The 23,087-nt window shown below is 58.1% G+C and carries 39 protein-coding genes and 1 tRNA gene; 34 read left to right on the top strand and 6 right to left on the bottom strand.

Annotated elements, in window-relative coordinates:
- Both B4M43_RS12220 and B4M43_RS12215 read right to left on the bottom strand, forming a co-directional pair.
- Positions 1-423 carry a phage regulatory CII family protein gene (locus tag B4M43_RS12220; protein WP_296267413.1) on the bottom strand — a complete coding sequence of 141 codons (423 nt, stop codon included), beginning with the start codon at positions 421-423 and terminating at the stop codon, positions 1-3.
- 75 nt (positions 424-498) lie between these two features.
- Positions 499-717 carry a hypothetical protein gene (locus B4M43_RS12215; RefSeq protein ID WP_296267411.1) on the bottom strand — a complete coding sequence of 73 codons (219 nt, stop codon included), beginning with the start codon at positions 715-717 and terminating at the stop codon, positions 499-501.
- 102 nt (positions 718-819) lie between these two features.
- On the opposite strand from B4M43_RS12215, the gene B4M43_RS12210 reads away from it, so the two are divergent.
- From B4M43_RS12210 to B4M43_RS12200, 3 genes are all read left to right on the top strand, one after another.
- Entirely contained in the window at positions 820-1,668 is an 849-nt protein-coding gene (locus B4M43_RS12210) for an XRE family transcriptional regulator (RefSeq protein ID WP_296267409.1), read from the top strand.
- Between the two features lie 74 nt (positions 1,669-1,742).
- On the top strand, positions 1,743-2,843 hold the full coding sequence (locus B4M43_RS12205) for a hypothetical protein (protein ID WP_296267407.1): 1,101 nt from the start codon (positions 1,743-1,745) through the stop codon (positions 2,841-2,843).
- The gene (locus B4M43_RS12200; protein WP_296267405.1) at positions 2,844-3,389 is read left to right on the top strand and encodes a hypothetical protein; all 546 of its coding nucleotides are present in this window, start codon (positions 2,844-2,846) and stop codon (positions 3,387-3,389) included.
- Positions 3,390-3,424: 35 nt separating this feature from the next.
- Here the strand turns inward: B4M43_RS12200 and B4M43_RS12195 are convergent, their stop codons facing one another.
- The gene (locus tag B4M43_RS12195; protein WP_296267403.1) at positions 3,425-3,736 is read right to left on the bottom strand and encodes a DUF1654 domain-containing protein; all 312 of its coding nucleotides are present in this window, start codon (positions 3,734-3,736) and stop codon (positions 3,425-3,427) included.
- A gap of 476 nt (positions 3,737-4,212) precedes the next feature.
- On the opposite strand from B4M43_RS12195, the gene B4M43_RS12190 reads away from it, so the two are divergent.
- The 21 genes from B4M43_RS12190 to B4M43_RS12095 all read left to right on the top strand — a co-directional run bounded on the left by B4M43_RS12190 (position 4,213) and on the right by B4M43_RS12095 (position 14,873).
- Complete coding sequence (locus tag B4M43_RS12190; protein WP_296267401.1) at positions 4,213-4,422, top strand: hypothetical protein; 210 nt, start codon at positions 4,213-4,215, stop codon at positions 4,420-4,422.
- Positions 4,423-5,097: 675 nt separating this feature from the next.
- On the top strand, positions 5,098-5,355 hold the full coding sequence (locus B4M43_RS12185) for a hypothetical protein (protein ID WP_296267400.1): 258 nt from the start codon (positions 5,098-5,100) through the stop codon (positions 5,353-5,355).
- Positions 5,352-5,591, top strand: a complete 240-nt coding sequence (locus tag B4M43_RS21140; RefSeq protein ID WP_414707836.1) for a DUF551 domain-containing protein — start codon at positions 5,352-5,354, stop codon at positions 5,589-5,591. The genes B4M43_RS12185 and B4M43_RS21140 overlap by 4 nt, the downstream gene beginning before the upstream one ends.
- A gap of 23 nt (positions 5,592-5,614) precedes the next feature.
- Entirely contained in the window at positions 5,615-6,037 is a 423-nt protein-coding gene (locus B4M43_RS12180; RefSeq protein ID WP_296267399.1) for a hypothetical protein, read from the top strand.
- Positions 6,034-6,228 carry a hypothetical protein gene (locus B4M43_RS12175; protein WP_296267397.1) on the top strand — a complete coding sequence of 65 codons (195 nt, stop codon included), beginning with the start codon at positions 6,034-6,036 and terminating at the stop codon, positions 6,226-6,228. Before B4M43_RS12180 ends, B4M43_RS12175 begins: the two co-directional genes overlap by 4 nt.
- Positions 6,225-6,401, top strand: a complete 177-nt coding sequence (locus B4M43_RS12170) for a hypothetical protein (RefSeq protein WP_296267395.1) — start codon at positions 6,225-6,227, stop codon at positions 6,399-6,401. The genes B4M43_RS12175 and B4M43_RS12170 overlap by 4 nt, the downstream gene beginning before the upstream one ends.
- A 159-nt stretch (positions 6,402-6,560) precedes the next feature.
- Positions 6,561-6,995 (top strand): hypothetical protein, encoded by a 435-nt coding sequence (locus B4M43_RS12165; RefSeq protein ID WP_296267393.1) that lies wholly within the window; start codon positions 6,561-6,563, stop codon positions 6,993-6,995.
- A 17-nt stretch (positions 6,996-7,012) separates the two neighbouring features.
- Positions 7,013-7,744, top strand: coding sequence for a hypothetical protein (locus tag B4M43_RS12160; RefSeq protein ID WP_296267391.1), 732 nt, complete (start codon positions 7,013-7,015; stop codon positions 7,742-7,744).
- The gene (locus B4M43_RS12155) at positions 7,741-8,304 is read left to right on the top strand and encodes a siphovirus Gp157 family protein (RefSeq protein WP_296267390.1); all 564 of its coding nucleotides are present in this window, start codon (positions 7,741-7,743) and stop codon (positions 8,302-8,304) included. Before B4M43_RS12160 ends, B4M43_RS12155 begins: the two co-directional genes overlap by 4 nt.
- Positions 8,305-8,313: 9 nt before the next feature.
- Complete coding sequence (locus B4M43_RS12150) at positions 8,314-8,811, top strand: single-stranded DNA-binding protein (RefSeq protein WP_296267388.1); 498 nt, start codon at positions 8,314-8,316, stop codon at positions 8,809-8,811.
- A 2-nt stretch (positions 8,812-8,813) separates the two neighbouring features.
- Positions 8,814-8,978 (top strand): hypothetical protein, encoded by a 165-nt coding sequence (locus tag B4M43_RS12145; RefSeq protein WP_296267386.1) that lies wholly within the window; start codon positions 8,814-8,816, stop codon positions 8,976-8,978.
- Between the two features lie 81 nt (positions 8,979-9,059).
- A complete protein-coding gene (locus tag B4M43_RS12140) occupies positions 9,060-9,623 on the top strand; it encodes a hypothetical protein (RefSeq protein ID WP_296267384.1) in 564 nt (187 codons plus the stop codon).
- Between the two features lie 64 nt (positions 9,624-9,687).
- Positions 9,688-9,933 carry a hypothetical protein gene (locus tag B4M43_RS12135; protein ID WP_047595572.1) on the top strand — a complete coding sequence of 82 codons (246 nt, stop codon included), beginning with the start codon at positions 9,688-9,690 and terminating at the stop codon, positions 9,931-9,933.
- Complete coding sequence (locus B4M43_RS12130; protein ID WP_296267379.1) at positions 9,930-10,655, top strand: hypothetical protein; 726 nt, start codon at positions 9,930-9,932, stop codon at positions 10,653-10,655. The genes B4M43_RS12135 and B4M43_RS12130 overlap by 4 nt, the downstream gene beginning before the upstream one ends.
- Before the next feature lie 16 nt (positions 10,656-10,671).
- Positions 10,672-11,511, top strand: a complete 840-nt coding sequence (locus B4M43_RS12125; protein WP_296267377.1) for a hypothetical protein — start codon at positions 10,672-10,674, stop codon at positions 11,509-11,511.
- 65 nt (positions 11,512-11,576) lie between these two features.
- Complete coding sequence (locus tag B4M43_RS12120) at positions 11,577-12,071, top strand: hypothetical protein (protein ID WP_296267374.1); 495 nt, start codon at positions 11,577-11,579, stop codon at positions 12,069-12,071.
- A gap of 154 nt (positions 12,072-12,225) precedes the next feature.
- Positions 12,226-12,795, top strand: a complete 570-nt coding sequence (locus B4M43_RS12115) for a hypothetical protein (protein ID WP_296267372.1) — start codon at positions 12,226-12,228, stop codon at positions 12,793-12,795.
- Complete coding sequence (locus tag B4M43_RS12110) at positions 12,792-12,986, top strand: hypothetical protein (protein ID WP_296267370.1); 195 nt, start codon at positions 12,792-12,794, stop codon at positions 12,984-12,986. Before B4M43_RS12115 ends, B4M43_RS12110 begins: the two co-directional genes overlap by 4 nt.
- Positions 12,987-13,036: 50 nt before the next feature.
- Positions 13,037-13,528 (top strand): hypothetical protein, encoded by a 492-nt coding sequence (locus B4M43_RS12105; protein WP_296267368.1) that lies wholly within the window; start codon positions 13,037-13,039, stop codon positions 13,526-13,528.
- Between the two features lie 39 nt (positions 13,529-13,567).
- A complete protein-coding gene (locus tag B4M43_RS12100; RefSeq protein WP_296267366.1) occupies positions 13,568-13,810 on the top strand; it encodes a DUF4224 domain-containing protein in 243 nt (80 codons plus the stop codon).
- 1 nt (position 13,811) lies between these two features.
- Positions 13,812-14,873 (top strand): tyrosine-type recombinase/integrase, encoded by a 1,062-nt coding sequence (locus B4M43_RS12095; RefSeq protein ID WP_296267363.1) that lies wholly within the window; start codon positions 13,812-13,814, stop codon positions 14,871-14,873.
- A 110-nt stretch (positions 14,874-14,983) separates the two neighbouring features.
- Here B4M43_RS12095 and B4M43_RS12090 read toward each other — a convergent pair.
- A tRNA-Ser gene (locus B4M43_RS12090) sits at positions 14,984-15,071 on the bottom strand.
- Positions 15,072-15,194: 123 nt separating this feature from the next.
- Between B4M43_RS12090 and B4M43_RS12085 the strand changes: the two genes are divergently transcribed.
- From B4M43_RS12085 to B4M43_RS12045, 9 genes are all read left to right on the top strand, one after another.
- The gene (locus B4M43_RS12085) at positions 15,195-15,866 is read left to right on the top strand and encodes a Bax inhibitor-1/YccA family protein (RefSeq protein WP_296267361.1); all 672 of its coding nucleotides are present in this window, start codon (positions 15,195-15,197) and stop codon (positions 15,864-15,866) included.
- A 169-nt stretch (positions 15,867-16,035) separates the two neighbouring features.
- On the top strand, positions 16,036-17,415 hold the full coding sequence (locus B4M43_RS12080) for a nucleobase:cation symporter-2 family protein (protein WP_296268386.1): 1,380 nt from the start codon (positions 16,036-16,038) through the stop codon (positions 17,413-17,415).
- Between the two features lie 77 nt (positions 17,416-17,492).
- Positions 17,493-17,885 carry a sulfurtransferase complex subunit TusD gene (gene tusD / locus B4M43_RS12075; RefSeq protein WP_296267359.1) on the top strand — a complete coding sequence of 131 codons (393 nt, stop codon included), beginning with the start codon at positions 17,493-17,495 and terminating at the stop codon, positions 17,883-17,885.
- A 2-nt stretch (positions 17,886-17,887) separates the two neighbouring features.
- Positions 17,888-18,247 (top strand): sulfurtransferase complex subunit TusC, encoded by a 360-nt coding sequence (gene tusC / locus B4M43_RS12070; RefSeq protein ID WP_296267357.1) that lies wholly within the window; start codon positions 17,888-17,890, stop codon positions 18,245-18,247.
- Complete coding sequence (gene tusB, locus B4M43_RS12065; RefSeq protein ID WP_296267355.1) at positions 18,247-18,543, top strand: sulfurtransferase complex subunit TusB; 297 nt, start codon at positions 18,247-18,249, stop codon at positions 18,541-18,543. Before tusC ends, tusB begins: the two co-directional genes overlap by 1 nt.
- Positions 18,540-18,875, top strand: coding sequence for a TusE/DsrC/DsvC family sulfur relay protein (locus B4M43_RS12060; protein ID WP_296267353.1), 336 nt, complete (start codon positions 18,540-18,542; stop codon positions 18,873-18,875). Before tusB ends, B4M43_RS12060 begins: the two co-directional genes overlap by 4 nt.
- Positions 18,872-19,873: a glycosyl transferase family protein gene (locus B4M43_RS12055; protein ID WP_296267351.1), complete on the top strand. Its 1,002-nt coding sequence runs from the start codon at positions 18,872-18,874 to the stop codon at positions 19,871-19,873. The genes B4M43_RS12060 and B4M43_RS12055 overlap by 4 nt, the downstream gene beginning before the upstream one ends.
- Before the next feature lie 95 nt (positions 19,874-19,968).
- Entirely contained in the window at positions 19,969-20,940 is a 972-nt protein-coding gene (locus B4M43_RS12050) for a glutathione S-transferase family protein (protein ID WP_296267348.1), read from the top strand.
- A 118-nt stretch (positions 20,941-21,058) separates the two neighbouring features.
- On the top strand, positions 21,059-21,517 hold the full coding sequence (locus tag B4M43_RS12045; protein WP_296268385.1) for an LEA type 2 family protein: 459 nt from the start codon (positions 21,059-21,061) through the stop codon (positions 21,515-21,517).
- Positions 21,518-21,595: 78 nt separating this feature from the next.
- Here the strand turns inward: B4M43_RS12045 and B4M43_RS12040 are convergent, their stop codons facing one another.
- Positions 21,596-21,859, bottom strand: a complete 264-nt coding sequence (locus tag B4M43_RS12040) for a hypothetical protein (protein WP_296267347.1) — start codon at positions 21,857-21,859, stop codon at positions 21,596-21,598.
- Between the two features lie 130 nt (positions 21,860-21,989).
- On the opposite strand from B4M43_RS12040, the gene B4M43_RS12035 reads away from it, so the two are divergent.
- A complete protein-coding gene (locus B4M43_RS12035) occupies positions 21,990-22,310 on the top strand; it encodes a DUF883 family protein (protein ID WP_414707849.1) in 321 nt (106 codons plus the stop codon).
- A gap of 25 nt (positions 22,311-22,335) precedes the next feature.
- On the opposite strand, the gene B4M43_RS12030 is transcribed toward B4M43_RS12035, so the two are convergent.
- Positions 22,336-22,953 (bottom strand): tRNA-(ms[2]io[6]A)-hydroxylase, encoded by a 618-nt coding sequence (locus B4M43_RS12030; protein ID WP_296267343.1) that lies wholly within the window; start codon positions 22,951-22,953, stop codon positions 22,336-22,338.
- Between the last annotated feature and the right edge of the window lie 134 nt (positions 22,954-23,087).

Here is a 23,087-nt window from a genome sequence, read left to right as displayed (position 1 = left end):
TTAGGCTGCTTTCACAGATGCCGCCATCACATCCAGGCTCTGCCGGACATGCTCGATCTCAACCTTGATCTGGGCTTTCTCGAACGAGCTGACGTGTTCGTCCACAAGCGCGTTGTGCACGGCGATGGTCAGGTCTGCGACCTCCTTCCCAACGTTGATCAGGGACGCGGTGAGCGCTTGAGGCTGTGGAGCGACCTTCGCCACCAGGTCGAAGCCGAACTCTGCCGCCAACGCGGCCAGCGGACGCATGTCGCCGGTGTGAAGCAGAATCCCGAAGAGGTGCTCGATCGTGAGCCGGTGCGCGTCGTTGTCAGGGTTCGCACGCTGCAGCAGGCTCACATGTGGAACGCCCATCTTCGACGCGAGCACCTTGGCCTCGCCGTCCAGAACTGCGCTCTGGGTGGCTCTCAGAAAGTCTTCCATCCGTAAAACCTCAGGTGTGTTTCCGTGGTGGCAATCCGCCGTGCCGGCGAAAATGCTTCCAGGCAGGCTGCGCGCTCATGCTGCTGATTTGGGAGCTGCTTTCAGGCTCGTTTCCAGCTCGGCATGCATCTGGTCGATAGCAGTACCGGCCATATAACTGGGGTTGCTGATCTCCCCTTTTCGAATGCGGAAAATCGTTGACGTGTCGCACCGCGCGCGCTCTGCAATAGCCTTGTAGGTCATGCCCGAGCCCAGTAATGCGTCCAGCTTTTTTGGAAGATCGGTAGCGCTCATGGCTGCCTCCTGTGTGGATATGCACATCATCATGCACCAGTGCATATCTGTCAACGATCCACTGTATTGCCCTATGCACACACGGACGGCAGCATTGCACCTATGCATAAATCTATCGATAAAATTCTGGCTCAGCTCATGTCGGCCGGCGGCGTCTCGCAGGTGGAACTGTCCACCCGTACGGGCGTGGGTCAGTCCACCATCTCCAGGATTTTGAAGCCCAGCGGGCCCAAGGGGATCAAGGAGCCGACCGACAAGCAGGTACGGCCGCTGGCGGAATATTTTCGGGTCAGCACGGACCAGCTGCGGGGCTATGCGCCTCTTGAGGCATCTGCTGTAGCGATCGCGGATTCGAAGCCAGCTTCCTCCGCTGCCGAGGTTGTCAAGCAGATGCTTGCATCGAAAGCCGGGATGAATCTTTCTGAGAGGGCGCGCGAGGCAATGCTAGCTGCGGCTGTTGACGCTGATCAGCCTGAATCAGACGGCCAATACATTCCGGCGAGCTATGCCAACCTGCGCCCCACGCAGGAAGAGATTTTGATACCCCAGTACGACGTACGCGCAGCGATGGGCCATGGCCAGGTGCCGGCTGACTACAACGAGGTGATCCGCAACCTGATCATTCGTGAGGATGTTTTGCGTGAAAAGGGCGTGACGTACACTTCACCCCACTCTCTAGCGATGATCACCGGCTGGGGTCAGTCGATGGAGGGGACGATCAATGATAAGGATCCCTTGATCGTCGATAGAGGCGTTAACGACTATGTTGGCGATGGCATCTATGTCCTGACTTGGCATGAGCACCTGTTTATTAAGCGTGTTCAAATAAAGGATGCGGAGCACTTCTGGCTTATCTCGGACAACCCCAACCATAAAGACGCTGAGGCTAGAGCTGAGGATTTGACATTCCATGCAAAGGTCTTATTAGCTTGGAATGCTAAAAAATTATAGCCATAAGACTTTCATCATTTCCACATCGCTAATTGGAAGTGGGTAGGTGATGCGAGCAAATACAGGGAGAAGTAATGAAGTCCTCAAGCAAAACCAAGACCATACATTATAAGAACTGCTTCATCACTGGAGAAGTAGTTCTTCAAGAAGCTTTGCGCAAGACGCTATCCAAAGAATCCATTGCTGGTAAGCCGAATAACAGACAGCAGCAGATAAATGGCGATGACGGAACTGTTGTATTCATAAACCGCACATCGGATTATCGAGGCATGACATTCTGTCAGTTGGTTGTTCTCGAGTCCGGCAAGCAACAGCCATTCATCACTGTCGATGATGAGGCAGAGTTTTATTCAATTGACGCGCTTGCATCAGAACAAATCCCTGAAAAAAAGAAAGAAGGTGAGGAAAAGCCTAAATCCACAAAGAAAAATTCAGATAGCGAAAAGGTAAGGAAGCGCAAGGAGTTTGTTGATTCTATACTTTACTTTGGAGTGTACGGAAATCATACCGTTGTACTTCAATCTTCAAGCCTTCGCACAAGAGAGCTAGAGGCTCATTTGTCATGGCTGCTTGGAACGTGCACAAAAAACATTCCAGATAACGCTATGTTTGTTCTTAAGGACAAGCCTGCAGAATCTGTGTATCAAAAGCTCATGTCTAAACCTGTAAAAAGTATAAAGCTGGGCGCGCCTCTGACGAAAGACGCATCGAACGATCCGTCCTCAATGACAGAGATACAATATGAGAACGTAGATCAAGATGAGGTTCACGCCAGCAAGGTAAGGTTTGTTCCTCAGGGACTAGGCGCTTCGATGCTACGCGCAGCATTGCCGGATGGTTTTTTGGAGGACCTAAAGCTGGAAGAGTCTCTTGATGATGCTAATATACATGTAGCACTCGAAATAACTTACCTGCGCAAGACTACAAAGATTGGCCAGAAAGTGATTGACTCCGTGGCAACAAGCTTAAGGCATCTACCGGAATCGGATGTAGTAATAAATCTTCAAGGTGGTGGTAGAATTAGTGGTGATGAGCTAAAGCTTTCTGGAGGGATTAGTGTTAAATTCACCGATTCAGGACTAGTAGATGAAAGCGTACTATTCCACGAAATGCATGATTGGCTTTTGAAAAAAATTAGCTCATCAGAAATAGACACAAACATAGAGGCTCCATAAATGGCAGTACAGGCACAAAATAAAAAAGCACGGGTTTGGGTCCTGCTTTTCCTGTGCCTGACAGGAGGATACGCTTTAGGTCTTTTAAATGACTTTATTGACCCTGCCAAACAACTAGTGCCGATGGTACTGATAGCGATCGTTGTAGCTCCCATTGCTCTAATAGCTCAGGCTATTAGCAAATATGGCGAGATAAAAAAAGTCAAGGGACTTAGTAGGGAAGAGCAGCGCAGGCTGGACGAGGCCGTGAACACCCAAAGATCGGCCCTCTTCTATTATCTATTCTTTTTCCTGTTATCAACTACTGGCGTGGCAATCGGATTTTACGCAGCTACTCTTAAGATTTCTTTTAACGCAAACCTTTGGGCCCTAAGGGCTACAGGATTCATAGCTGTCTTTGCAACAGTCATCTCCTTTAAAATTTATAGAGACTTGGCTAAAGTCCAAGATTACGAAGCAATTGTGACTAGGCGCTCTGAAGAGCGTAAAGCGAAAGCAGCGGCACTCAAGAAGCTAAGCGAAGATTCGCCAAACTCTAAGGGCTGACGCCTCTTCACAATTTGTGAAAGGGCATCAATACTTCATCCTTTCATATTATCGACTGCATCAACTTCCCCCGCTTCAAGCTGACGATCCTCATCGGTCGGTTTCTCCCACTCAATCATTACGCCCCCATCATCCAAAATCGTCAGGCTGATGCCATCCGTATCGCCAAGCATCCCCATTACCTCTCCCCACTCTGCATCACCGTCGCTGTCCAAGCGATGGACGGTCACCCATCGCTGCTGCTGCGCAGTTGGATGGTTGATCATTGATGAGATCCTCAGCCCCAGCCGCTCTACCCCATTCAACGCCTGTCGCTCCTGAGTAGCCTGTTTCTTCTGCCTGGCCATAACACCTCCTTACTGTATATCCATCCAGTTAAGCAGCGAGCATAACCTAGACCTCCTGAAACGTGAACATGCCGGGTAGGAGAATTCCTCAAAATATTTATGCACCAGTGCATTGACAGTGCATTTGCACTGGTGCATATTTCGTCCATGCCGAGGCGTCCACACAGCCCCTCGGGAGGCCCTCAAGCCGACCGCTCTTTAGCGACACACTTTGCCGGATCGACACCGGCCCAGATTCAAGGTAGCGAGCCGAACACCTCAAGTTCGGTACAGGGGAAGCCTCACCCCGTGGCCAGCAGCGTAGATGGCCCTAGATCAAAGAGTGCTGACGGGTGGGATGCCATTGCATGGCTACATCGCGGTTGGCTGTCGGGATTGAAGATCCCCCGAGAAAGAGATTACCGGCCCGCCGAGCGTGGGCCGGATGCTCTCCAGGTGGCCCTATTCCAGGGCCACGCGGAGAGCAGGTAAAGCATATGAACGAACAGCAGATTGAACGGTTTCGCCAGATCGTTCAGGAGATATCGACCGACGAGAAAGTTAGCTTCGATGAGGCTTTCGCCATCGCTTCGAATCACTTGGCTTACTGGGTTAGCGAGATGCCTAAAGGCAAGCAGGCTGTAGGCTGCTCAGGCGGAAAGGCTGATCAAGCTGGGCGAAGCCACGCTGACCAGTCGCTGGACTGAGCAACAAATACTGAAGGGTCAGAAGGATATGAAAATGGGGTGGCGATCGTCTTCACTCTCTCCCTCAGTTCGTGGGTTCCAAGGGTGCTGAACCCATAATACGTGCCCGGCGGCATCTTTAGCGGGCCATCTTGGCCTGGAACAGTTCTTTTCAGTCCTATAGCTGCCAGCGCCTTGTGTAAATCCGAGTACTCCTCACTGTCCGCCTTGAATATCTCAACCCTAACCATGTAGTCCGGCATACCGATGTTCCTTATCTCGACTGTGGAGATCGGAGCATATGGTTTTCCCTCGACTGTGGAAAGCGAGGAAACAGGGAGCCTGTCCCTGCAAAAACAGGCACTAATTCCCTGACAGCCGGAAAGACGGCCCGATGCCCTGCTCCCCATCGCAGGGTGCATCGGAGTGAAAGTTCGCAGGAGGCATCTGCGCGCGGGGCCAGAAGTCGAGGGAGTAGCTGCCCAAGCCTACCTGGCCGTGGCCTGCCTGATCACCAGGCCGAGAAAGTCCGACGCAGATAGCGGTTCGATTCCGCTGAGCTTTCACCCCGATACACTCCGCATCCCCTTCCCTTCACTTCGACCGCATTGGCGGGCGCCAGGCCACCTTTCGCGGTGGGTTTGGTCGCCCGCGCCTGGCTCCTGGCCAATGCGGTTGTCCACCGAGGCCAAAACGATGAGCAACAAGGACACTTTTGCGTTTCCTACGCCGGCGAGCGAGTACGGCGGTCACGGAACCGCATTCGGTATGACGCTGCGCGATTACTTCGCGGCTGGCTTTGCATCAGCGCAGGCGACCGCCACCAGCGCTGATACCGGCCTCATCAACCCTGACTATGTCGACCCGCGTGACGATCGGTCGGTCGCGCAGAAGATTGCGGAATCCTCCTATGCGCTGGCCGACGCCATGCTCGCCGCCCGGGTGAAGTCATGAGCGGCTGGCTTCGCGTTGAGGATCAATTGCCAGGCGAGCAAGGACACGACAGCGGCGACGTTCTCGTTTTCTTAATGGGCAACTGCTCGCTCACTGACATGAAGTGCAGGCACGGGCGCGGCTGGGGCGTTCGCATTGGCTTCTACGACGCCGATATCCGCGCTTTCCGAGTGCATGGACGGCCTGAGCATGCTGTCACCCACTGGCAGCCCCTCCCTTCCCCACCCACCGAGTAACTCACCACCACCTGGAGGCGACCATGTCCGCACTTCAAGCAGCACAATGGCAGTACGAAAACCAGTTGCCTCCTGAGGTGAGTGAAACGCCGCAGGAACGCGCAGAGCGCCACTGGATCGAGGAAGGCATCGACCAGCTGATGCGCGGTGCGGACTACCTGTTCCAGCGCCGCATGCGCCCCCAGCAGGGCGTAACGCAAGAGCGCTTCGCCGAGGCCGTGGACGAGTTCGCCATGGGCCAGCTCGGCATGAAAGGCGTGAGCAAGTCGGTGCTGGGCCGGCTGGTGCTGGCCGCGCACTTCAAGATCGGTAGCGACGCCAACGCTGCGGCGCACGAACTGATGGCGGTACCGAACGCCGATTCGATGCTGCGCGAGATCGCCCATACCCTGCTTCTGCCGCTGGCCAAAGACGGAGTTCTGGCCCAGGCCGAGGAGGCGCAATGAGAAGCCCTCATGTGCTGCTCGACCAGCAGCTGGAAGCCCTGGGCCATCCAGAAACACCAGTTAGCTACTCGCTCATCATCACCCGCCAGATCACGGACATGATGATGGACGAGCGCATCACCCTCGAAGAATTCAACCACTACTGCACGCGCCTCAACAGGATCGTTGATGGGCGCAAGGAGGCTGCGTGACTACTCCAATCGTGAAATCGCTAATCGACGAGCAGGTCGAGGAAGCACAAGCCGCTCAGGTCCGCGGCACTCTGCGTTTCCCGGTAGGCATGCGGGTGGCAGACCTGCCCTACCCGATCAAGGCGGATTGGCTGAAGCGCCGGCCCATCGCCAGGCCGAGTCCATGCCCATGACTCGCCACCAGCGCGCCCGCCGCCTGGTCATCTGGCGCGGCTCCTTCTCTACCCTCTTCGCGTGTACCGCCCTCATGCTGGCCAGCGCTCTGGCTGGCTCAATCACTCAGTAACCGAACACATCAGCGCCCCTACGCAAGTATGGCGCGGGAGATTCGCATGTCCGAAATTACCCTCAACGTCGACGAATACCTCAGCGAGTCCGAGAAGCGCCAGGTGGTGGCAGACGCGTTCCGCTCAGCTGCCGCTAAGACCGCTCAAAAGGACTTCGAGCGCATCATCAGCAACTCGGCCTACTACCTGGTTGGAGAGATTGTTGACCAGCACTTCGACGGCAGCATGGTGGCCACTCTCAAAGACAAGGCCATCAGCGTCATCAACAACCTTTCCTCGTCCACGGTGTTCAGTCCGCCGAATGCCTGGGATCGCGCAGCAAGTAAGGGCTTCGAGCATATGCAGTCGGCCCTCGACGAACTCAAGCCGATGATCCACCAGCGCGTGCACGACCTCATCGCTCGATACAACAGCGAGGAACTGCGCAGCCTAATCGAAGACCAGATTGGCGAAGCCATCATCAAAAAGCTGACGGCCTGATGCCGCAGGAGCCGGTTATGACCAACACCAACTTGCGCATCTGGGACCAGGTGCAGACCACCGACACCCGCTTCACCAAAGAGGCCAAGGTCGGCGGCCAGCAGATCACCAGTCTCAACGGCACCGCGATGATCATGAAGGCTACCGAAGTATTCGGGCCAGCCGGCATCGGCTTCGGCTGGAATGTGGCGGAAGAGCGCTTCGACAAGGGCGCCGAGATGTTCAGCGGCGAGGGTGAAAAGCGCGTCAGTTTGGGCTTCGAGCTGAATCACACCATCAAAATCAGGTTCTGGTTCGTGCTCGACGGCCAGCGTGGCGAGATCGAGCAGTACGGCTGCACCCAGTACCTCTACAAGTCGAAATACGGCACGACCACCGATGGCGAAGCCCCGAAGAAATCGCTGACCGATGCCATCAAAAAAGCGCTGTCGATGCTGGGCTTCAGCGCCGACGTGTTCCTGGGCATGTTCGACGACGTGAACTACCGCCAGCAGTTGGAAGCCGAGCAGGCCATCGAACAGGCCGAAGACCGCCAGGCCGAGATCGACCGGCAGCAGCAGGAGCGGCTCGACTTCATCCGCGACACCATCACGACCATGCAGAAGGCAGTAACGCCGCATGAGCGCAAGAAAATCCACGACCACGCCGTGCGCAAGCTTATCGGCCGCAAGGACGAGAAAGGCGCCGCGCGTATCTCGCTTGAGCTGAAAAACCTCGAAGCAGGCAAGACACAGGAGGCTGCAGCATGACCCAGCTATACGCGCTCACCGGTCAGATGGCCGACCTGGCCGCCATGTGCGACACGGACGATGAAGGCCTCAAGCAGGCCATTCAGGACACCATGTCCGGCATCAAAGGCGAGTTCGAGGTCAAGGCCGACAACATCGTCATGCTGCGTAGGAACATCGAGGGCGACATCGTTGCGATCGACGCGGAGATCGAGCGCCTCGCCGAGCTCAAGCGCATCAAGGCGAACAGCGTGACGGCCATCACCGATTACCTGCGCCGGAACATGGACGCGGCCAACATCAAGTCGATCAAGCGGCCGCTCTTCACCATCAGCCTGGTTACCGGCAAAGAGCGGGTGATCGTCGACAACGAGCAGGCGGTGCCTGACGACCTGACCTCGGTGGTGACCAAGATCGCCCCGGATAAAAACGCCATCGCCGCCAAGCTCAAGGCTGACCGCGAGCACAACGACGCTGTGCGCAAGCGCATGGACGCCGGCGAGGACTGCGAACACGAACTGATCGCCGAACCGACCTGGGCTCACCTGGAGCGCGGCGAGAGCGCGATCCGCATCAAGTAAGGAGGCCCCATGCCCCGTGGAGTAAACAAAGTCATCCTGGTAGGCACCTGCGGTCAGGATCCCCAGACCCGCTACCTGCCCAACGGCAACGCGGTCACCAACCTGAGCCTGGCCACCAGCGAGGCCTGGACCGATAAGCAGACCGGCCAGAAGGTTGAGAAAACCGAATGGCACCGGGTCGTGCTGTTCGGCAAGGTCGCCGAGATCGCCGGCGAGTACATGCGCAAAGGCTCGCAGTGCTACATCGAGGGCAAGCTCAAGACGCGCGAATGGGAGAAGGACGGCATTAAGCGGTACAGCACCGAGGTGCATGTCGACATCAACGGTACGATGCAGTTGCTGGGAGGCCGACCGGAGAATCAGGGCGGCGGTCAGCAAGCCCGAAAGCCTCAGCAGCAGCGCCAACAGCAGCGCCAGTCGCCGCAACAAAATCAGCAGGCAGCGCCGCCGGACAGCTTTGATGACGACATCCCGTTCGCTCCGATTCACCAGCTCGCAGGTGAATAGCCATGATCGCAACCATGTCCCAACCCGTGCCCGCCGTGAAATACGCGGCGGCCATGGCCAGAGCTACAGGCCAGCCGTGGGGTGTTTACCGCGGCAACAACCGTCTTCTGGTCATCATGCCCTCGGCATCCACCAAGAAGATCCCCATCGAGACCTGCAATCCTTGAGACCCATCCGAAAAATCACGCAGCAGCGCCGACGCCAGCTGCACCTGAACTTGCCGCCCAGCGGCCTGAGGGAGCAACCGCATGGCCATGACGCCGAAAGAGCGCGACCTGAAGCGCCGAGAGAAGCAGGAACGCCTGGGCGAGCGAGATTTGCGCATGAAGGCCACTGCAGCGCACACTGCCCAGCTCGCTGAGCTTATGGCCTGGGGTGAAATGGTCGAGAGCAGCGAGGCGATTACCCTGCTGATCTACCACGCCCACAAGCTTGGCCCGGAGAATTTCTCCTTCTTCGCCGCCGGTGCTCAACTTGAGGTCGAAAGCGACCAGCACATCAAGGCCGAGCGAACCGAGATCAGACTGATGGCGAGGCGCGGCACCGTCCAGCAGATCGATGAAATGGGCGAGTGGATCAACGCCAACGACCGCAGTTTCGTAATCCGCCTATTGATCGAACGCGCCCATGCGCTGGGGCCGATTCAGGCTCTCACCCTGCTCTCGCTTCCTCCGCGCCACAAATTCGCAATCAGCGATTCCGTGGCGCGGACACTCTACGAGTGGCGCATGCAGCGAGAACTCCGCTCTCTTAATCCGATGCTGGGCGACGACCCAGACGACACCGGCCTATTGCTGCTCGGCAACGGCTGAACCCCGCGCTGCCCTCCAGCGCCTTCCCCTATTCAACGATAACGCCTGCCTGGCGAGGAACGCCATGAACATCTATCGCCACACATTCACCGCGGTCTGCCCGAGCGATGCCGAGGTGATCGTCTACAGCCTGGAAATCCGTAGCCTGGCGATGATCCGTGTCGAGCACATCAAGACCGCCACCGCGCTGATCAAAAAGGGCTGGCACGAGCAGATCGCCGATCAGCTGGCCGAACGCTTCGGCGGTGACCAGGTGATCAAGGCTGTGCACCAGGGCGTCGAGATCGAAACGGTGAGGCTGAGCGGATGATCCATTACCACGGCACGCCCATTGGCGGCACTCGTCAGGATGCAGCGCGGCTGCTGGCCGGCCGGCACGCCTTGGTGCCGTTCCCGCGGCAAGATGACATGGGCATCGTCGCCGAGGCCTGTCAGTCCTTCATCTTCGACAACGGCGCGTTCACGGTCTGGAAGAAAGGCGGCCAGGTCGATGTTGATGGATACACCCGCTGGGTGGATGAGTGGTACCGGCACCCAGGCTTCGACTGGGCACTGATCCCCGACGTGATCGACGGCGACGAAGAGGCCAACGACCGCTTGCTCGAGCAATGGCCCGGCCATCTGCCAGGCGTACCAGTCTGGCACATGCATGAGTCGATCGAGCGGCTGCAGCGCCTGGCAAAGGTCTGGCGAACAATCGCCCTGGGCAGTTCCGGCCAGTGGCGATCTCCCGGCACCGCAGCGTGGTGGAAGCGGATGGGATCAGCGATGGATGCCATCTGCGACGACCTGGGACGGCCTCAATGCCGACTGCACGGCCTGCGCATGCTTGACCCCGCGATTTTCCAAAGCCTGCCGCTGGCATCAGCGGACAGCACCAATGCTGCGGTCAATGGCGGCAGCATCAGCCGGTTCGGTATGTATACCCCGCCATCCGCCGGCCAGCGCGCCAGCGTGATCGCTGATCGCATCGAATCCCACACCAGTTCCCCAATTTGGCAGCGCGAGAGCCAGACCGAACTGGCCTTGTGACCTACAGAGGTATCCCATGCCCACAGAAAACCGATCCAGCGATACAGAGAATGCACCGTGCCCGTTCTGCGACGGCCGGGTCGACCCCGAGGGCTGGCTGCGCGGTGACGGCGCCCGTGGCCCGGAGTGCGAGAGCTGCGGCGCCACGGCGCCGAACCTGGCGCTTTGGAACGGCGCCCAGCCAGCCCAGCAGCACCAGGGCGAGCCGGTGGCGCTGGCGATACCGGACGAGTGCCCGCACATCATCGTGTTCGATGACGCCGACCGAGCGAATGAGCACTTTTGTGGATCTGGTGCCAGACCGGCCGCGCTACGCCGCTACGAGCAAATTTCCCAGTCATGGAACGCGCATCTGTTCGTCAGGACGGCAAGCAACAGCCGCGACGATCGCTATCCAGGTGCTACGGTCGCCGACCCTGCTGAGGTTGAGCGTCTGCGCATTGAACACACCGAGGCCGTAAACGTCGGGATGCGTTACCAGGACCAGCGCAACGCCCTGCGCGCCCAGCTGGCCGAGCGGGATGCGCTGCTCCTGCGCTCGCTTGAAGCACTAGGCGAGGTAGGCAAGCTTGATCACTTGACTGACTATCCACTTGTGGAACGAGTGAAGTCAGACATTCGACTTTCCCTATCCACCAGCGCAGAGCCGGTCTCGACCGCTTGGCGCTGCGGGCCTTGCAAGCTCGAAATGGCCGGCCGGCGCCCTTGTGACCTTTGCAGCGCAGAGCCGATCGCAACGACTGAGATCGACAATGACGCACTTGTGGCTGCGGTGTGCGTTCTGCGTAGCCAGGGGCTTAGTAATTTGTCTGTCGCCGTTGAGGAAGCCCGCGCCGCCCTGGAGCGCAAGCAGTAACCCCGCCCCGCTGCAACCCCTCTCCCCTCTATTCACTGCCGCGATATGGCGGCAAAGGAATCCCCGTGCTCAACGAAAACATCCACGAATCCCTCAGCACCCTGACCGCAAGCCAACTGGCCATGCTGCTGGTCATGCGCAAAGGCCTCGACTTCGGTTACGACTACACCTTCACCGATGACGACGGCCAGTCTGCTGCAGTCGACCATGCCTTCCTCTCCGCAGCGCCGGGCGATCTGCTGGAGGTGATCTTCGAAGAAAACGAGCATGACGACGCCATCAACGAGGTTCGCTATGGCGCAGTTGATGTCAGCGGTATTGCCGAATGGTGCCACTACAGCTGGGGGCGAAATTACGAGGTCGACGTGAAAGCCCTCATCTTGCCTGATGGTCGAGCCCTGGCCTTCTGCGAGATGAGTGGTGGCGGCAAGTTCGGAGAGCCAAATGCTTATCCATGGGTGAAAGAAGCCAAGTTCATCAAGGTTACAGACGTGAAAGAGCGCGTCATCAAGACGTATAAGTTCGAGGAGATCCCGGACGCTGCCGAGGCTCAGCCATGACCCGCCTTGCCCTCTGCCTCCTGCTGCTGGCCACCGGCGCCAGCGCTCACCTGGCGCACGCCGAGCCCGGCCGCCAGCTCTCCCCGCACGAACAACAACCCGAACCTACACCCGCACTGGCGCCTGGGCGCTGGATTGATGAGAGGTATGAGCTGTGAGGCATATCGACTGGAGCAAAGCGCCCGAATGGGCAGAAGGCCACGCGCTGGTCGCCCATCACGGCATCACCGAAGCGTGGATCAATCCCGAGCAGTACGCATTGGTCGGTGCCGAGGATCGCACCTACGCCTATGGCAGCGACGCAGGCAAGTCCATGTACAACTTCACGCGCGGCCAGATCCAGTACATCACGCCCCGGCCTGATCGCTGGGATGGCGCCGGGCTTCCGCCAGTTGGAAGTGAGGTCGAAGCCAAGATTCTCGACGGAAACGGGAACCTGGCCTGGCGAAAATGCCGAATCGTCCACCACCACCCTCGCAACAGAGGATCAGCCGCCGTAGCTCACGGTAATGAAGAGCTGCTGGCATGGGCGGACGGCTTCCGCCCCATCCGCACGCCCGAGCAGATCGCGGCGGATGAGCGCCTTCACAGCATCCGCAATGCGATCACAGCGATCAACAAGTCTGTCGAGGCGTATAACGAAAGCCTGGTTTGTAGCGCGGCCATCCGGGCTACGGTTGAAGCCATGGTCGACGCCGGTTACCGCAAGCAGGCAACGCCGTGATCCCGCGCAAAGGCTATCTCCGCAGAAAGCTGGAGACGGGCTTGATTCGTCTGGCAGTTGCCATTCTGGCAGGCCGTAACCTGTCTCGATCACTGGTGGTGTCGCGCCGCGACAACAACGACATGTGGTACATGGCTGAGCGCCTGGAAAGCATTGCCGACCGCATCGCCCGCGGCTACCCGAACGCCTAACCCCTTCTCTACTACTCCAGCCCGCCGATGCGCGCGGGCGAGGACTTCCTATGCCTAAAGAAATGTTTCGCGACGTGGCCATCGACTGTATTTCCGACATGGCCCAGCACATACCAACAGGTTGTCAGCTATTCGTCATTGCCTGCCGCCCCGGGAAGAAAGACTTCGACCTGGTGCTGCCATCGCCAGAGGCAAACCTGAACAATGCTCTGGATGCGCTCCGCCGTCAGGGCCTCAGCATCGACGGGAGCAACAGCTACAAAGAGGGCGTTTGCGACCTGGCTGTAGGTGCGATGACGATGGGCAAGCAAAACACCTGCCCGCCACCCGACCGCCACTGGGGCCAGCGCTTTTGGGACATTGGCCGAGCTGAAGGCAAGCTGCAGGAAGAACTGGTGCAGGCGCTGCGCCTGGCACGAAAAGAGCTCGATGCCTGCCAGCGCGTCATCCACTACGCCGGCGGCTTTGATCCTGCCTACGTGAACGGTGCCCAAGAAGCGCTCAAGGTCGCCGACGCGGTGCTCGCAAAGATTCCAGCCTGAACACCAACCTGCCGCCACCGGCGGCGTGGAGACGCTTTTATGCAAACCGAGATCCTTTCGGACGATGAGCTGGCCGAGCTCACCGGTTATAAGGCCAGGGGATGGCAGCGCCGGTGGCTGACCGACCGTGGTTGGCACTTCGTTGAAAGCCGCGGGGGCCGCCCCTTGGTTGGTCGCCAATACGCCCGCGTCAAGCTGGGTGTCACGCTGGAGGTCGTGCCTATGGCTCCCCCACCACCACTGACGCCTGTATGGACGCCTGACATTTCTAAGGTGAGGTGAAATGCGCCCGAGGAGTAAAGCGAATCGCGACCTTCCACCTGGTGTGTATCGGCGCGTGCGAACCAGCAAGAGCAAGAAAAACCCCGAAAAGACCTGGGTCAGTTACTACTACCGCGACCAGACAGGTAAGGAGGTCGCGTTGGGGACCGACCTGAGTCTAGCTCGCCTTAAATGGGCAGAACTAGAATCGAAGGAGAAGCCCAAAGACCTAGTGACCATGGGAGCGATCTTCGATCGCTACATCCGCGACATAGTCCCGAAGAAAGCCCCCCGGACCCAGAAAGACAACCTGTCGGAGATTAAGCAGCTTCGCAGCTACTTCGATCAGGCGCCCATTGACGGCATCACACCTGCCCACATTGCCAAGTACCGGGACGCCCGAACGGCGCCGGTGCGAGTAAATCGCGAGATCGCTACGCTTTCGCACATTTTCAACATCGCCCGGGAATGGGGCCTTACGGTTCGTGAGAATCCATGCCAGGGCGTGCGCAAAAACCGAGAGACTCCTCGCGATTTCTACGCGAACGAAGCCATCTGGAACGCGGTATATGCCAAGGCAGTGGGAGAGCTGAAGGACGCCATGGACTTGGCGTATTTGACGGGCCAGCGGCCGGCGGATGTGCTGGTAATGCGACAGGATGACATCGAGGGTAATGCCCTCGGGGTCAAGCAGAAGAAGACGCACAAAAAGCTGCGGATCATGCTTGAGGTTGATGGCGTCGAGAGCAGTCTTGGAGCGCTTATCCGAACAATGCAGGAACGGCATCACGCGCACTCGTCACCTTACCTGCTGCTGACCGAGTCGGGGAAGCGCGTCACTGCTGCGATGCTCCGGCATCGCTGGGACGATGCGCGGGGGGAGGCAGTGAAAGCAGCAACTGCAGCAGGAGACCAAGTGCTTGCCGGCCGCATCAGCCAGTTCCAGTTTCGCGACATTCGCCCGAAGGCAGCATCGGAGATCACCGATGTCGAGCACGCCAGCATGCTATTGGGACACACCAAGGGCGATATCACAGAACGCGTTTACCGAAGGGTCGGAGCGCTGGCAAAACCCACCAAATAGGAAAAGTATCGGAAGCGCTTCCAAAATAGACGCTGTACTAGGTCCGATCACTCAGGAATTTTGCGCGCCCCAAAAACGCAAAAACCCCCGATTCGACGGGGGTTTGAACGTGGCGGAAGCGTAGGGATTCGAACCCTAGGATAGTTGCCCATCGACGGTTTTCAAGACCGTTGCCTTAAACCACTCGGCCACGCTTCCAGCTGTTTTGCGGGCGCCATCATACCTCAATGACACACACTGTCAAACTCTCTATGTCGCGCTTTCCCAGGGCTCTGATATGCTCTTGCGACTACATGTTTCAATACCCACAGGAGTGTCGCCATGCGCGAACAGGATTACGCCGTCCGGGACGGTCAGCAGATCGAGCAGCAGGAGGTCAGCAAAGTCCTGCGCAACACTTATGGCCTATTGGCACTTACCCTCGCCTTCAGTGGCGTCATGGCCTTCATCGCCCAGCAGATGCGCGTCGGCTACCCGAACGTGTTCGTGGTGCTGATCGGCTTCTACGGCTTGTTCTTCTTGACCGCCAAGCTGCGCGATTCGGTATGGGGCCTGGTTTCAACCTTTGCCCTGACCGGTTTCATGGGCTTCATCCTTGGCCCGATCCTCAACCGTTATCTGGGTATGGCTGGCGGTGCCGAAGTCGTAAGCTCGGCTTTCGCCATGACGGCGCTGGTGTTCGGTGGCCTGTCGGCCTATGTGCTGATCAGCCGCAAGGACATGAGCTTCCTCAGCGGCTTCATCACCGCAGGTTTCTTCGTCCTTCTAGGCGCGGTAGTTGCCAGTTTCTTCTTCCAGATCAGTGGCTTGCAGCTAGCGATCAGCGCCGGCTTCGTGCTGTTCTCGTCGGTCTGCATCTTGTTCCAGACCAGTGCGATCATCCACGGTGGCGAGCGCAACTACATCATGGCGACAATCAGCCTGTACGTATCGATCTACAACCTCTTCGTCAGCTTGCTGCAACTGTTCGGCCTGATGGGCCGTGACGATTGATGCCCTATCGCTGACATGCCATACAAAGCCCGCTTCAGCGGGCTTTTCTTTGCCTGTCGATCAGCATCGCCTGCCTTCTTCAACAAGCGGCACACGCTCAGCCCACCCCCCCTACCCCAACGCCCACCAGGGCCGTAGAATGCGCTCCTTTTCCCTGGGGCAGCCTTACATGAGTTCGCACGAGCAAGGTACCGGCGCGCCTGCGCCTACCCACGATCTAATCCTCGGGCTTGACGACAAACCTCGGCCTTGGATCGGTATTCTTGCAGCCCTCCAGCACCTGCTGGCCATCATCGTACCCATCGTCACACCTGGGCTGTTGATCTGCCAGGCGCTCGGTGTGTCATCGCGCGATACCAACCTGATCGTGTCCATGTCACTGGTCATCTCCGGCATCGCCACCTTCGTGCAATGTCGACGCTTCGGCCCGTTCGGCGCAGGGCTGCTGATCGTGCAGGGGACCAGCTTCAACTTCGTCGGCCCACTGATCGCCGGCGGATCGTTGATGGTCAAGCAAGGTACGCCTGTGGAAACGGTGATGGCGGCCATTTTTGGCGTGGTGATCGCCGGCTCGTTCATCGAGATGGGCATTTCGCGGACCTTGCCCTTCGTCAAACGTCTGATTACCCCTCTTGTAACCGGGATTGTCGTACTGATGATCGGCCTCACCCTGATCAAGGTCGGCTTGATCAGCATGGGTGGAGGCTTTTCGGCAATGGCCGACGGTACCTTCGCCAATCGCGAAAACCTGCTGCTGTCGGGGGCAGTACTCGCAATCATCGTGCTGCTCAATCGCATTCCCGTAGTCTGGATGCGTAGTTGCGCAATCGTGATTGCATTGATGGCCGGCTATGCGTTGGCCGGTTACCTAGGAAGGCTCGATTTCACCGGCATGCACGAGGCGGCGCTGTTTCAGGTACCAACTCCCCTCCACTTTGGGCTGGGATTTTCCTGGGCATTGTTCATTCCCATGCTGGTCATCTACTTGGTGACTTCCCTGGAAGCCATCGGCGATGTGACTGCCACGAGCAAGGTGTCGCAGCAACCGGTGGAAGGCCCGTTGTGGATGCAGCGAATCAAAGGCGGGGTATTGGTCAACGGTGCCAATTCGTTGCTGGCAGGCATGTTCAATACCTTCCCCAGCTCGATCTTTGCTCAGAACAACGGTGTCATTCAGCTGACCGGCATTGCCAGCCGCCATATCGGCATCTGGATCGCTGCCATGCTGGTGCTGTTGGGGCTATTCCCTAGCGTGGCGGGTGTCATCCAGGCCGTGCCTGAACCCGTGTTGGGTGGAGCGGCCATGGTGATGTTCGGCGCGGTAGCGGCATCGGGCATCAATATCCTGGCCAGCACGACGCTCGATCGTAGGGCGCTGCTCATCATCGCCGTGTCCCTGGCCCTGGGATTGGGAGTCGCCCAAGTGCCGGAGTTCCTTGCGCATATGCCAAGCGCCGTACGCGCCGTGTTGGAATCGGGCGTGGCCACTGGCGGGATCTGCGCCTTGCTGCTCAACTGGTTTCTGCCCGAAGGCACTCGCCAACCCTGAGCCGCAGCAACGATGCAGAGACTGCCGCCTGGGGCGTTTTGCTCTATCATGGCGGCAGTTCTCTGTCAGAGTCGTTCATGAAATTCGCGATCGCGGTCTTCTCTCCCGCCCATGCGCCCTCCTCCCGTCGTGCACTGCGTTTCGCCGAAGCGGTGCTCGAGGGCGGGCATGACATCACGCGCCTGTTCTTCTACCAGGATGGCGTTCACAGCGCCTCGGCCAACATCGTTGCGCCACAAGACGAAATTGATGTTGCGACGCAGTGGCGTGCCTTCATCCAGAATCATCGGCTCGACGCAGTCGTTTGTATCGCCGCAGCGCTGCGGCGCGGCGTGCTCAATCAGGAAGAAGCGCAACGCTACCAACGACCTGCGGCGAACCTGCCAGCACCTTGGGAGCTGTCCGGCTTGGGCCAACTGCATGAAGCGGCGCAACTGGCGGATCGTCTGATCTGCTTCGGAGGCGATTGAATATGGCCAAATCCATGTTGATCATCAGCCGCCAAGGACCTTGGGGAGGCCCTGCGGCTCGCGAAGCCTTGGACATCGCCCTGGCAGGGGGGGCGTTCGATCTGGAGCTGGGCATGCTGTTTCTCGATGACGGTGTCTTGCAGCTGGCGATCGACCAACAACCCATGCACCTTGAGCAAAAGAACCTCAGCGCCAACTTGCAGGCATTGCCCATGTTCGGCGTCGATCAACTGTTCGCCAGTCGTTCGAGCCTGACCAGGCGCGGCCTTTGCGAACAGACGCTGGCTCTGGCCGTCGAGGTGCTCGATGACGATGAACTAAGCACCTTGCTCGGGCGTTTCGACCACGTGGTGACCCTGTGATGACGACTTTGCACGTAATCGCGCACTCCCCCTCGAGCGACGACCGGTTTGACAGCTGCCTACGTTTGCTTGGCGCTAAAGACGCTGTGCTGTTGTGTGGCGAGGCGGTCAATGGGCTACGCCCAGGTAGTGAAACCGCATTGCAGTTGCATGCCGCGCAGCTACAAGGACGCTTGTTCGCATTGCAAGAAGATCTGCACGCCAGGGCCATTTCTCAGGACTACGCCAAAGCGCTCGACTACCCAGGCTTCGTCGAACTATCGCTGCATTACGACAAGGTGAACAGCTGGTTATGAACGCGCTGGATATCTGCGGACGCTTGGTAAGCCTGGATGATGAAGGTTTCCTCGCCGACCTGAACGAGTGGTCCGAGCCTGTGGCGCTGGCGCTGGCGCAGCGTGAAGGCATCGAACTGACACCCGATCATTGGCAAATTCTCGCCTTGCTCAGAGCCTTCTACGAACAGTACCAGCTATCGCCTGCCACCCGACCCTTGGTCAAATATGCGGCCCTCCATCTAGGCCCGGAAAAAGGCAATAGCTCTCATCTGAATCGCCTCTTCAACGGCACTCCTGCCAAGCTCGCCGCCAAGCTTGCCGGCCTTCCCAAACCGACCAACTGCATATGACCGAGCCACGCCCCCTAGTCCTGGAAACACCTGCCGAACACCCTTTCGCTGAATTTGTCCGCACGCTTGGCAAAGGCAAACGCGGAGCGCGCGGCTTGACTCGCGCGGAAGCTCGCGCCGCCATGGGCATGCTGTTGGAAGAACAGGTAGAAGATGCTCAATTGGGCGCGTTTCTCATGCTGCTCAGGCACAAAGAAGAAACCGCCGAGGAACTGGCCGGATTTACCGAGGCGCTACGCCAGCACCTAAACCCGCCCTCCATTGCGGTCGATCTCGATTGGCCGACCTATGCTGGCAAAAAACGCCATCTGCCTTGGTATCTGCTTGCTGCTAAATGTCTGGCCGCTAATGGCATACGTATCCTGCTGCACGGGGGTGGAGCACACACCGCAGGGCGACTTTACACAGAGCAAATGCTCGGCCTGCTGGACATTCCTTTGTGTCGCGACTGGCAGGCGGTGGCCAGTACACTGGACGGACACGCCCTGGCCTTTTTTCCGCTACAAGACTGGGCGCCACAACTGCAGCGAATGATCGACCTGCGCAACGTGCTTGGCTTGCGCTCCCCTGTCCATTCGCTGGCTCGGGTACTCAATCCCTTGGCCGCTCGCTGCGCCTTGCAAAGCATTTTCCACCCCGGCTACCAGGCCGTGCACCGTGAGGCCAGTCAGCTATTGGGCGACCATGCCATCGTAGTCAAAGGTGACGGCGGCGAGATCGAGATCAACCCGGATGTGCTCAGCCATCTGTACGGTGCAACCGACGGTCAGGCTTGGGACGAGCAGTGGCCTGCACTGAGCGCGCAGCGCCATGTGAAGCCCGCAACCTTGCAAACCCAACACCTTGTAGATGTCTGGCAAGGCAAAGCGCAGGACAGTTATGGCGAGTTGGCGGTCGTCTCCACTATGGCCCTGGCATTGCGCGGCCTAGGCAAAGAGCGCGAGCAGGCTTTCGAGACAGCGCGCCAGTACTGGGACGCACGCTATAGCGCTCAATAACGAGCGCCCACGAAAAGCAAGGTCCGCCTCATCCATTCGAACACTGCCAGCCCGCTGGGCTCCAACGACAAACATCACGTTGCGAGGAGTACGGCATGGGCCTTTTGATCGACGGACAGTGGCATGACCAATGGTACGAAAGCGACGAGGATGGTGCGTTCAAACGCGAACAGGCGCAACGACGCAATCCGCTGCCCAAAGCCGAATCGGGTCGGTACCACCTCTACGTATCGCTGGCCTGCCCCTGGGCGCACCGAGCGCTGATCCTGCGCGAACTGAAGGGCCTGGCCCCGCTGATAGACGTGTCTGTGGTGAGTTGGCGGATGGCCGAACATGGCTGGACCTTCGACCAGCATGAAGGCTCGTCGGGCGACAAGCTCGACGGGTTTCAGTACCTCCATGAACGTTATACCCAAGACGACCCTCATTACAGCGGACGTGTGACGGTTCCGGTCCTGTGGGACTGCGAAAACCAGTGTATCGTCAACAATGAATCGGCGGACATCATCCGCATGTTCAATTCAGCCTTCGACGAATTAACCGGCAATACCCTGGACCTCTATCCTGAGCCGCTACGTGCCACGATCGACGAGCTCAATTCGCGCATTTACCCAGCCGTCAATAACGGCGTTTATCGAGCTGGCTTCGCGACGACGCAAAAAGCCTATGAGCTGGCCTTCGACGGCGTCTTCAATGAACTGCAAGCGCTGGAGGGTCGATTGGAACACAGCCGCTACCTGGCAGGGGCATACCTGACCGAGGCGGATGTGCGCTTGTTCACGACTTTGATCCGATTCGATGCTGTGTATCATGGGCATTTCAAATGCAACCTGCGCCGTGTCTGCGATTATCCAAACTTGTCAAATTGGCTACGTGAACTGTATCAATGGCCCGGCATCGCTTCGACCGTAAACAGGGAGCATATTCAAAAGCACTACTACTTGAGCCACACAACCATCAACCCGAACGGAATCGTGCCTAAGGGCCCACAGCAGGATTTCAATGCCCCACACGACCGGGAGCGTCTATCGGGCCGAGGAATCTGGCGGGCCGTCACCCCAGACTGATGCAAGTGCGCATGGACAGGGAGCGGCCTTGCCCGACACAGCCCCAGCGACGGCTTGGGCTTACCGCACATTGCTTGGGATCTCGTGTATGCCTGTACCAACGCATTTTTCTTTTTCCATGCGGTTGCTGATGGCTCTAGTCCTAGTGTCTGCGCTGAGCGCCTGTTCCGTGCTTGCGCCACGAGACTCATTGATGGTCACCGTCATTGGCATCGGGCCATTGCCTGGAGAGGATTTGGAGCTACGCATGGAGGTCAAACTCCGAGCGCAAAATCCGAATCAGGAAGCTTTGGACTTCAAAGGGTTAGCCTTGGACTTGAGCATCAATGGCCAACCGTTCGCCTCGGGCGTCAGCAGCCAGCACGGACATATCGAAGGGTATGGCGAACAGGTCTTTACAGTGCCTATGAGCGTAAGCGCGCTGGCGATATTGCGCCAGGCCTATGGCATGAGCCGGACAGCATCGCTAGAGGGGATGCCTTACCGATTGCGAGGAAAGCTGGCAACCGGACCACTGGGCGTCGTGCGTTTTGAAGAAAAAGGACGCTTGGATATGGCCGGTAGCGATGGCATGTGAGTGAGTCCTGCATGCGCTATCTAGCGTCTGGAAGGGGTAGGCGCTAGCTCACGCGCCGCGCCATCCCTGAAAACGCAATCAGCGGTTATTCCCAGCCGCAGCCATCATCTTGTTCACCTCAAGGCGTACCAGACTCCCGTATTCCACAGGACTCAAGGCATCCAACTCTGCTCTGGCCCACTCGGACCATTTGCCTTTGCGTCGGGATTTCTCCGAAATAAGCCTGGCGGCCTCGCCTTTGGCCTTGCCGAGGTTGCCTTGCCAGAAGTCGAAAAGCCTGGATTTCTCAGCCTCGATTTGAGCGCGCTCGACGAAGCTCATGTTGGCCAAATTGAAACTCATGCCGATGGTCCTTCTGCCTGAAAACGAGGCCGGCATTCTACACGGGAGATCCAGGAGAGCGGGAGTCGGTTGCAACTTTCCTTACCCAGCGGTATCCATTGCTGTATTCCCACTCAACGAGGACGTATTCATGGCCAGGAAATCCACTGCACAAGTCGACACCGATCAGATCAAGGACCAGGTCTTCAGCGATCTGCAATCGCTGATCGAGGAATCTGAAAAGTTGCTCAGCCAAAGCGCGACACTGGTGGGTGAAGAAGCCGAAACCCTGCGCGGGCAGATCAGCAACAAGCTGCGTGAGGCTCGCGATGCCGCGAGCAATCTGCGCGGTAAGGCCCAACCTGCTGTCGAAGCCACCCAGGAGTATATCGGTGGCCATCCATGGCAGACGGTAGCTGTCTCAGCCGGTTTCGGTCTGGTTGTGGGTTTGCTGCTGGGCCGCCGCTACTAAATCAATTACCGGGCCGTTTGAGTGATCAAGCGGCCCTGACCATTGGCACGCCACTGTGGAAACGCATTTCCTGATCCGATGAACTGATCAGATCGGCTTCCACTTCTCTCACCTTCTCGATCACCCTTGCGATGTCTGAGCGCTCGCCGTATTGATAAGCGAGTTTCAAGTACCCCTGGTAATGCCGTGCCTCGCTTTTCAAGAGTCCGTGGTAGAAGGTAGCAAGTTCTTCATCCAAATGCGGGACCAAAGCCGCAAAACGCTCGCAACTGCGAGCCTCGATAAAGGCCCCTACCACCAAAGTGTCTACCAATTTGGCCGGCTCGTGGGCCCTGACGGCACGACGCAGCCCTGAGGCGTAACGCCCGGCAGACACTGGCCGCAACGCTACCCCACGACATTTCATGATTCGCAGCACCTGCTCATGATGCACCAGCTCCTCGCGCGCTAGGCGCGACATCATATGGATCAATTCAAGGTGCCCGTTGTACTTAGCAATGAGACTAAGCGCAGTGCTGGCGGCCTTGAACTCGCAATTCTTATGATCGATCAATAGCGTTTCCTGATCTGCGAGTGCGGCTTCAATCCAGGCATCGGGAGTGCGGCAACCTAGAAAAGCATCAATTTCAGGTGTCAGGGACATGGATATTCTCAATGTACGGGCTAGCTGGACGGGCGATTATACCGGTGGTGCGGGCCGACGTCAGGGGTGTAACGGGGTACTTGAATGAGCTTCAAACAAGATGATTCAAAATTGCAGAAAAGACAAAACCCCTA

Source organism: Pseudomonas sp. UBA6562 (genome assembly GCF_002434265.1).
GTDB lineage: Bacteria > Pseudomonadota > Gammaproteobacteria > Pseudomonadales > Pseudomonadaceae > Aquipseudomonas.
Note: the sequence above shows the minus strand (reverse complement) of the source record. Positions and strands in the feature narration are given on the sequence as shown.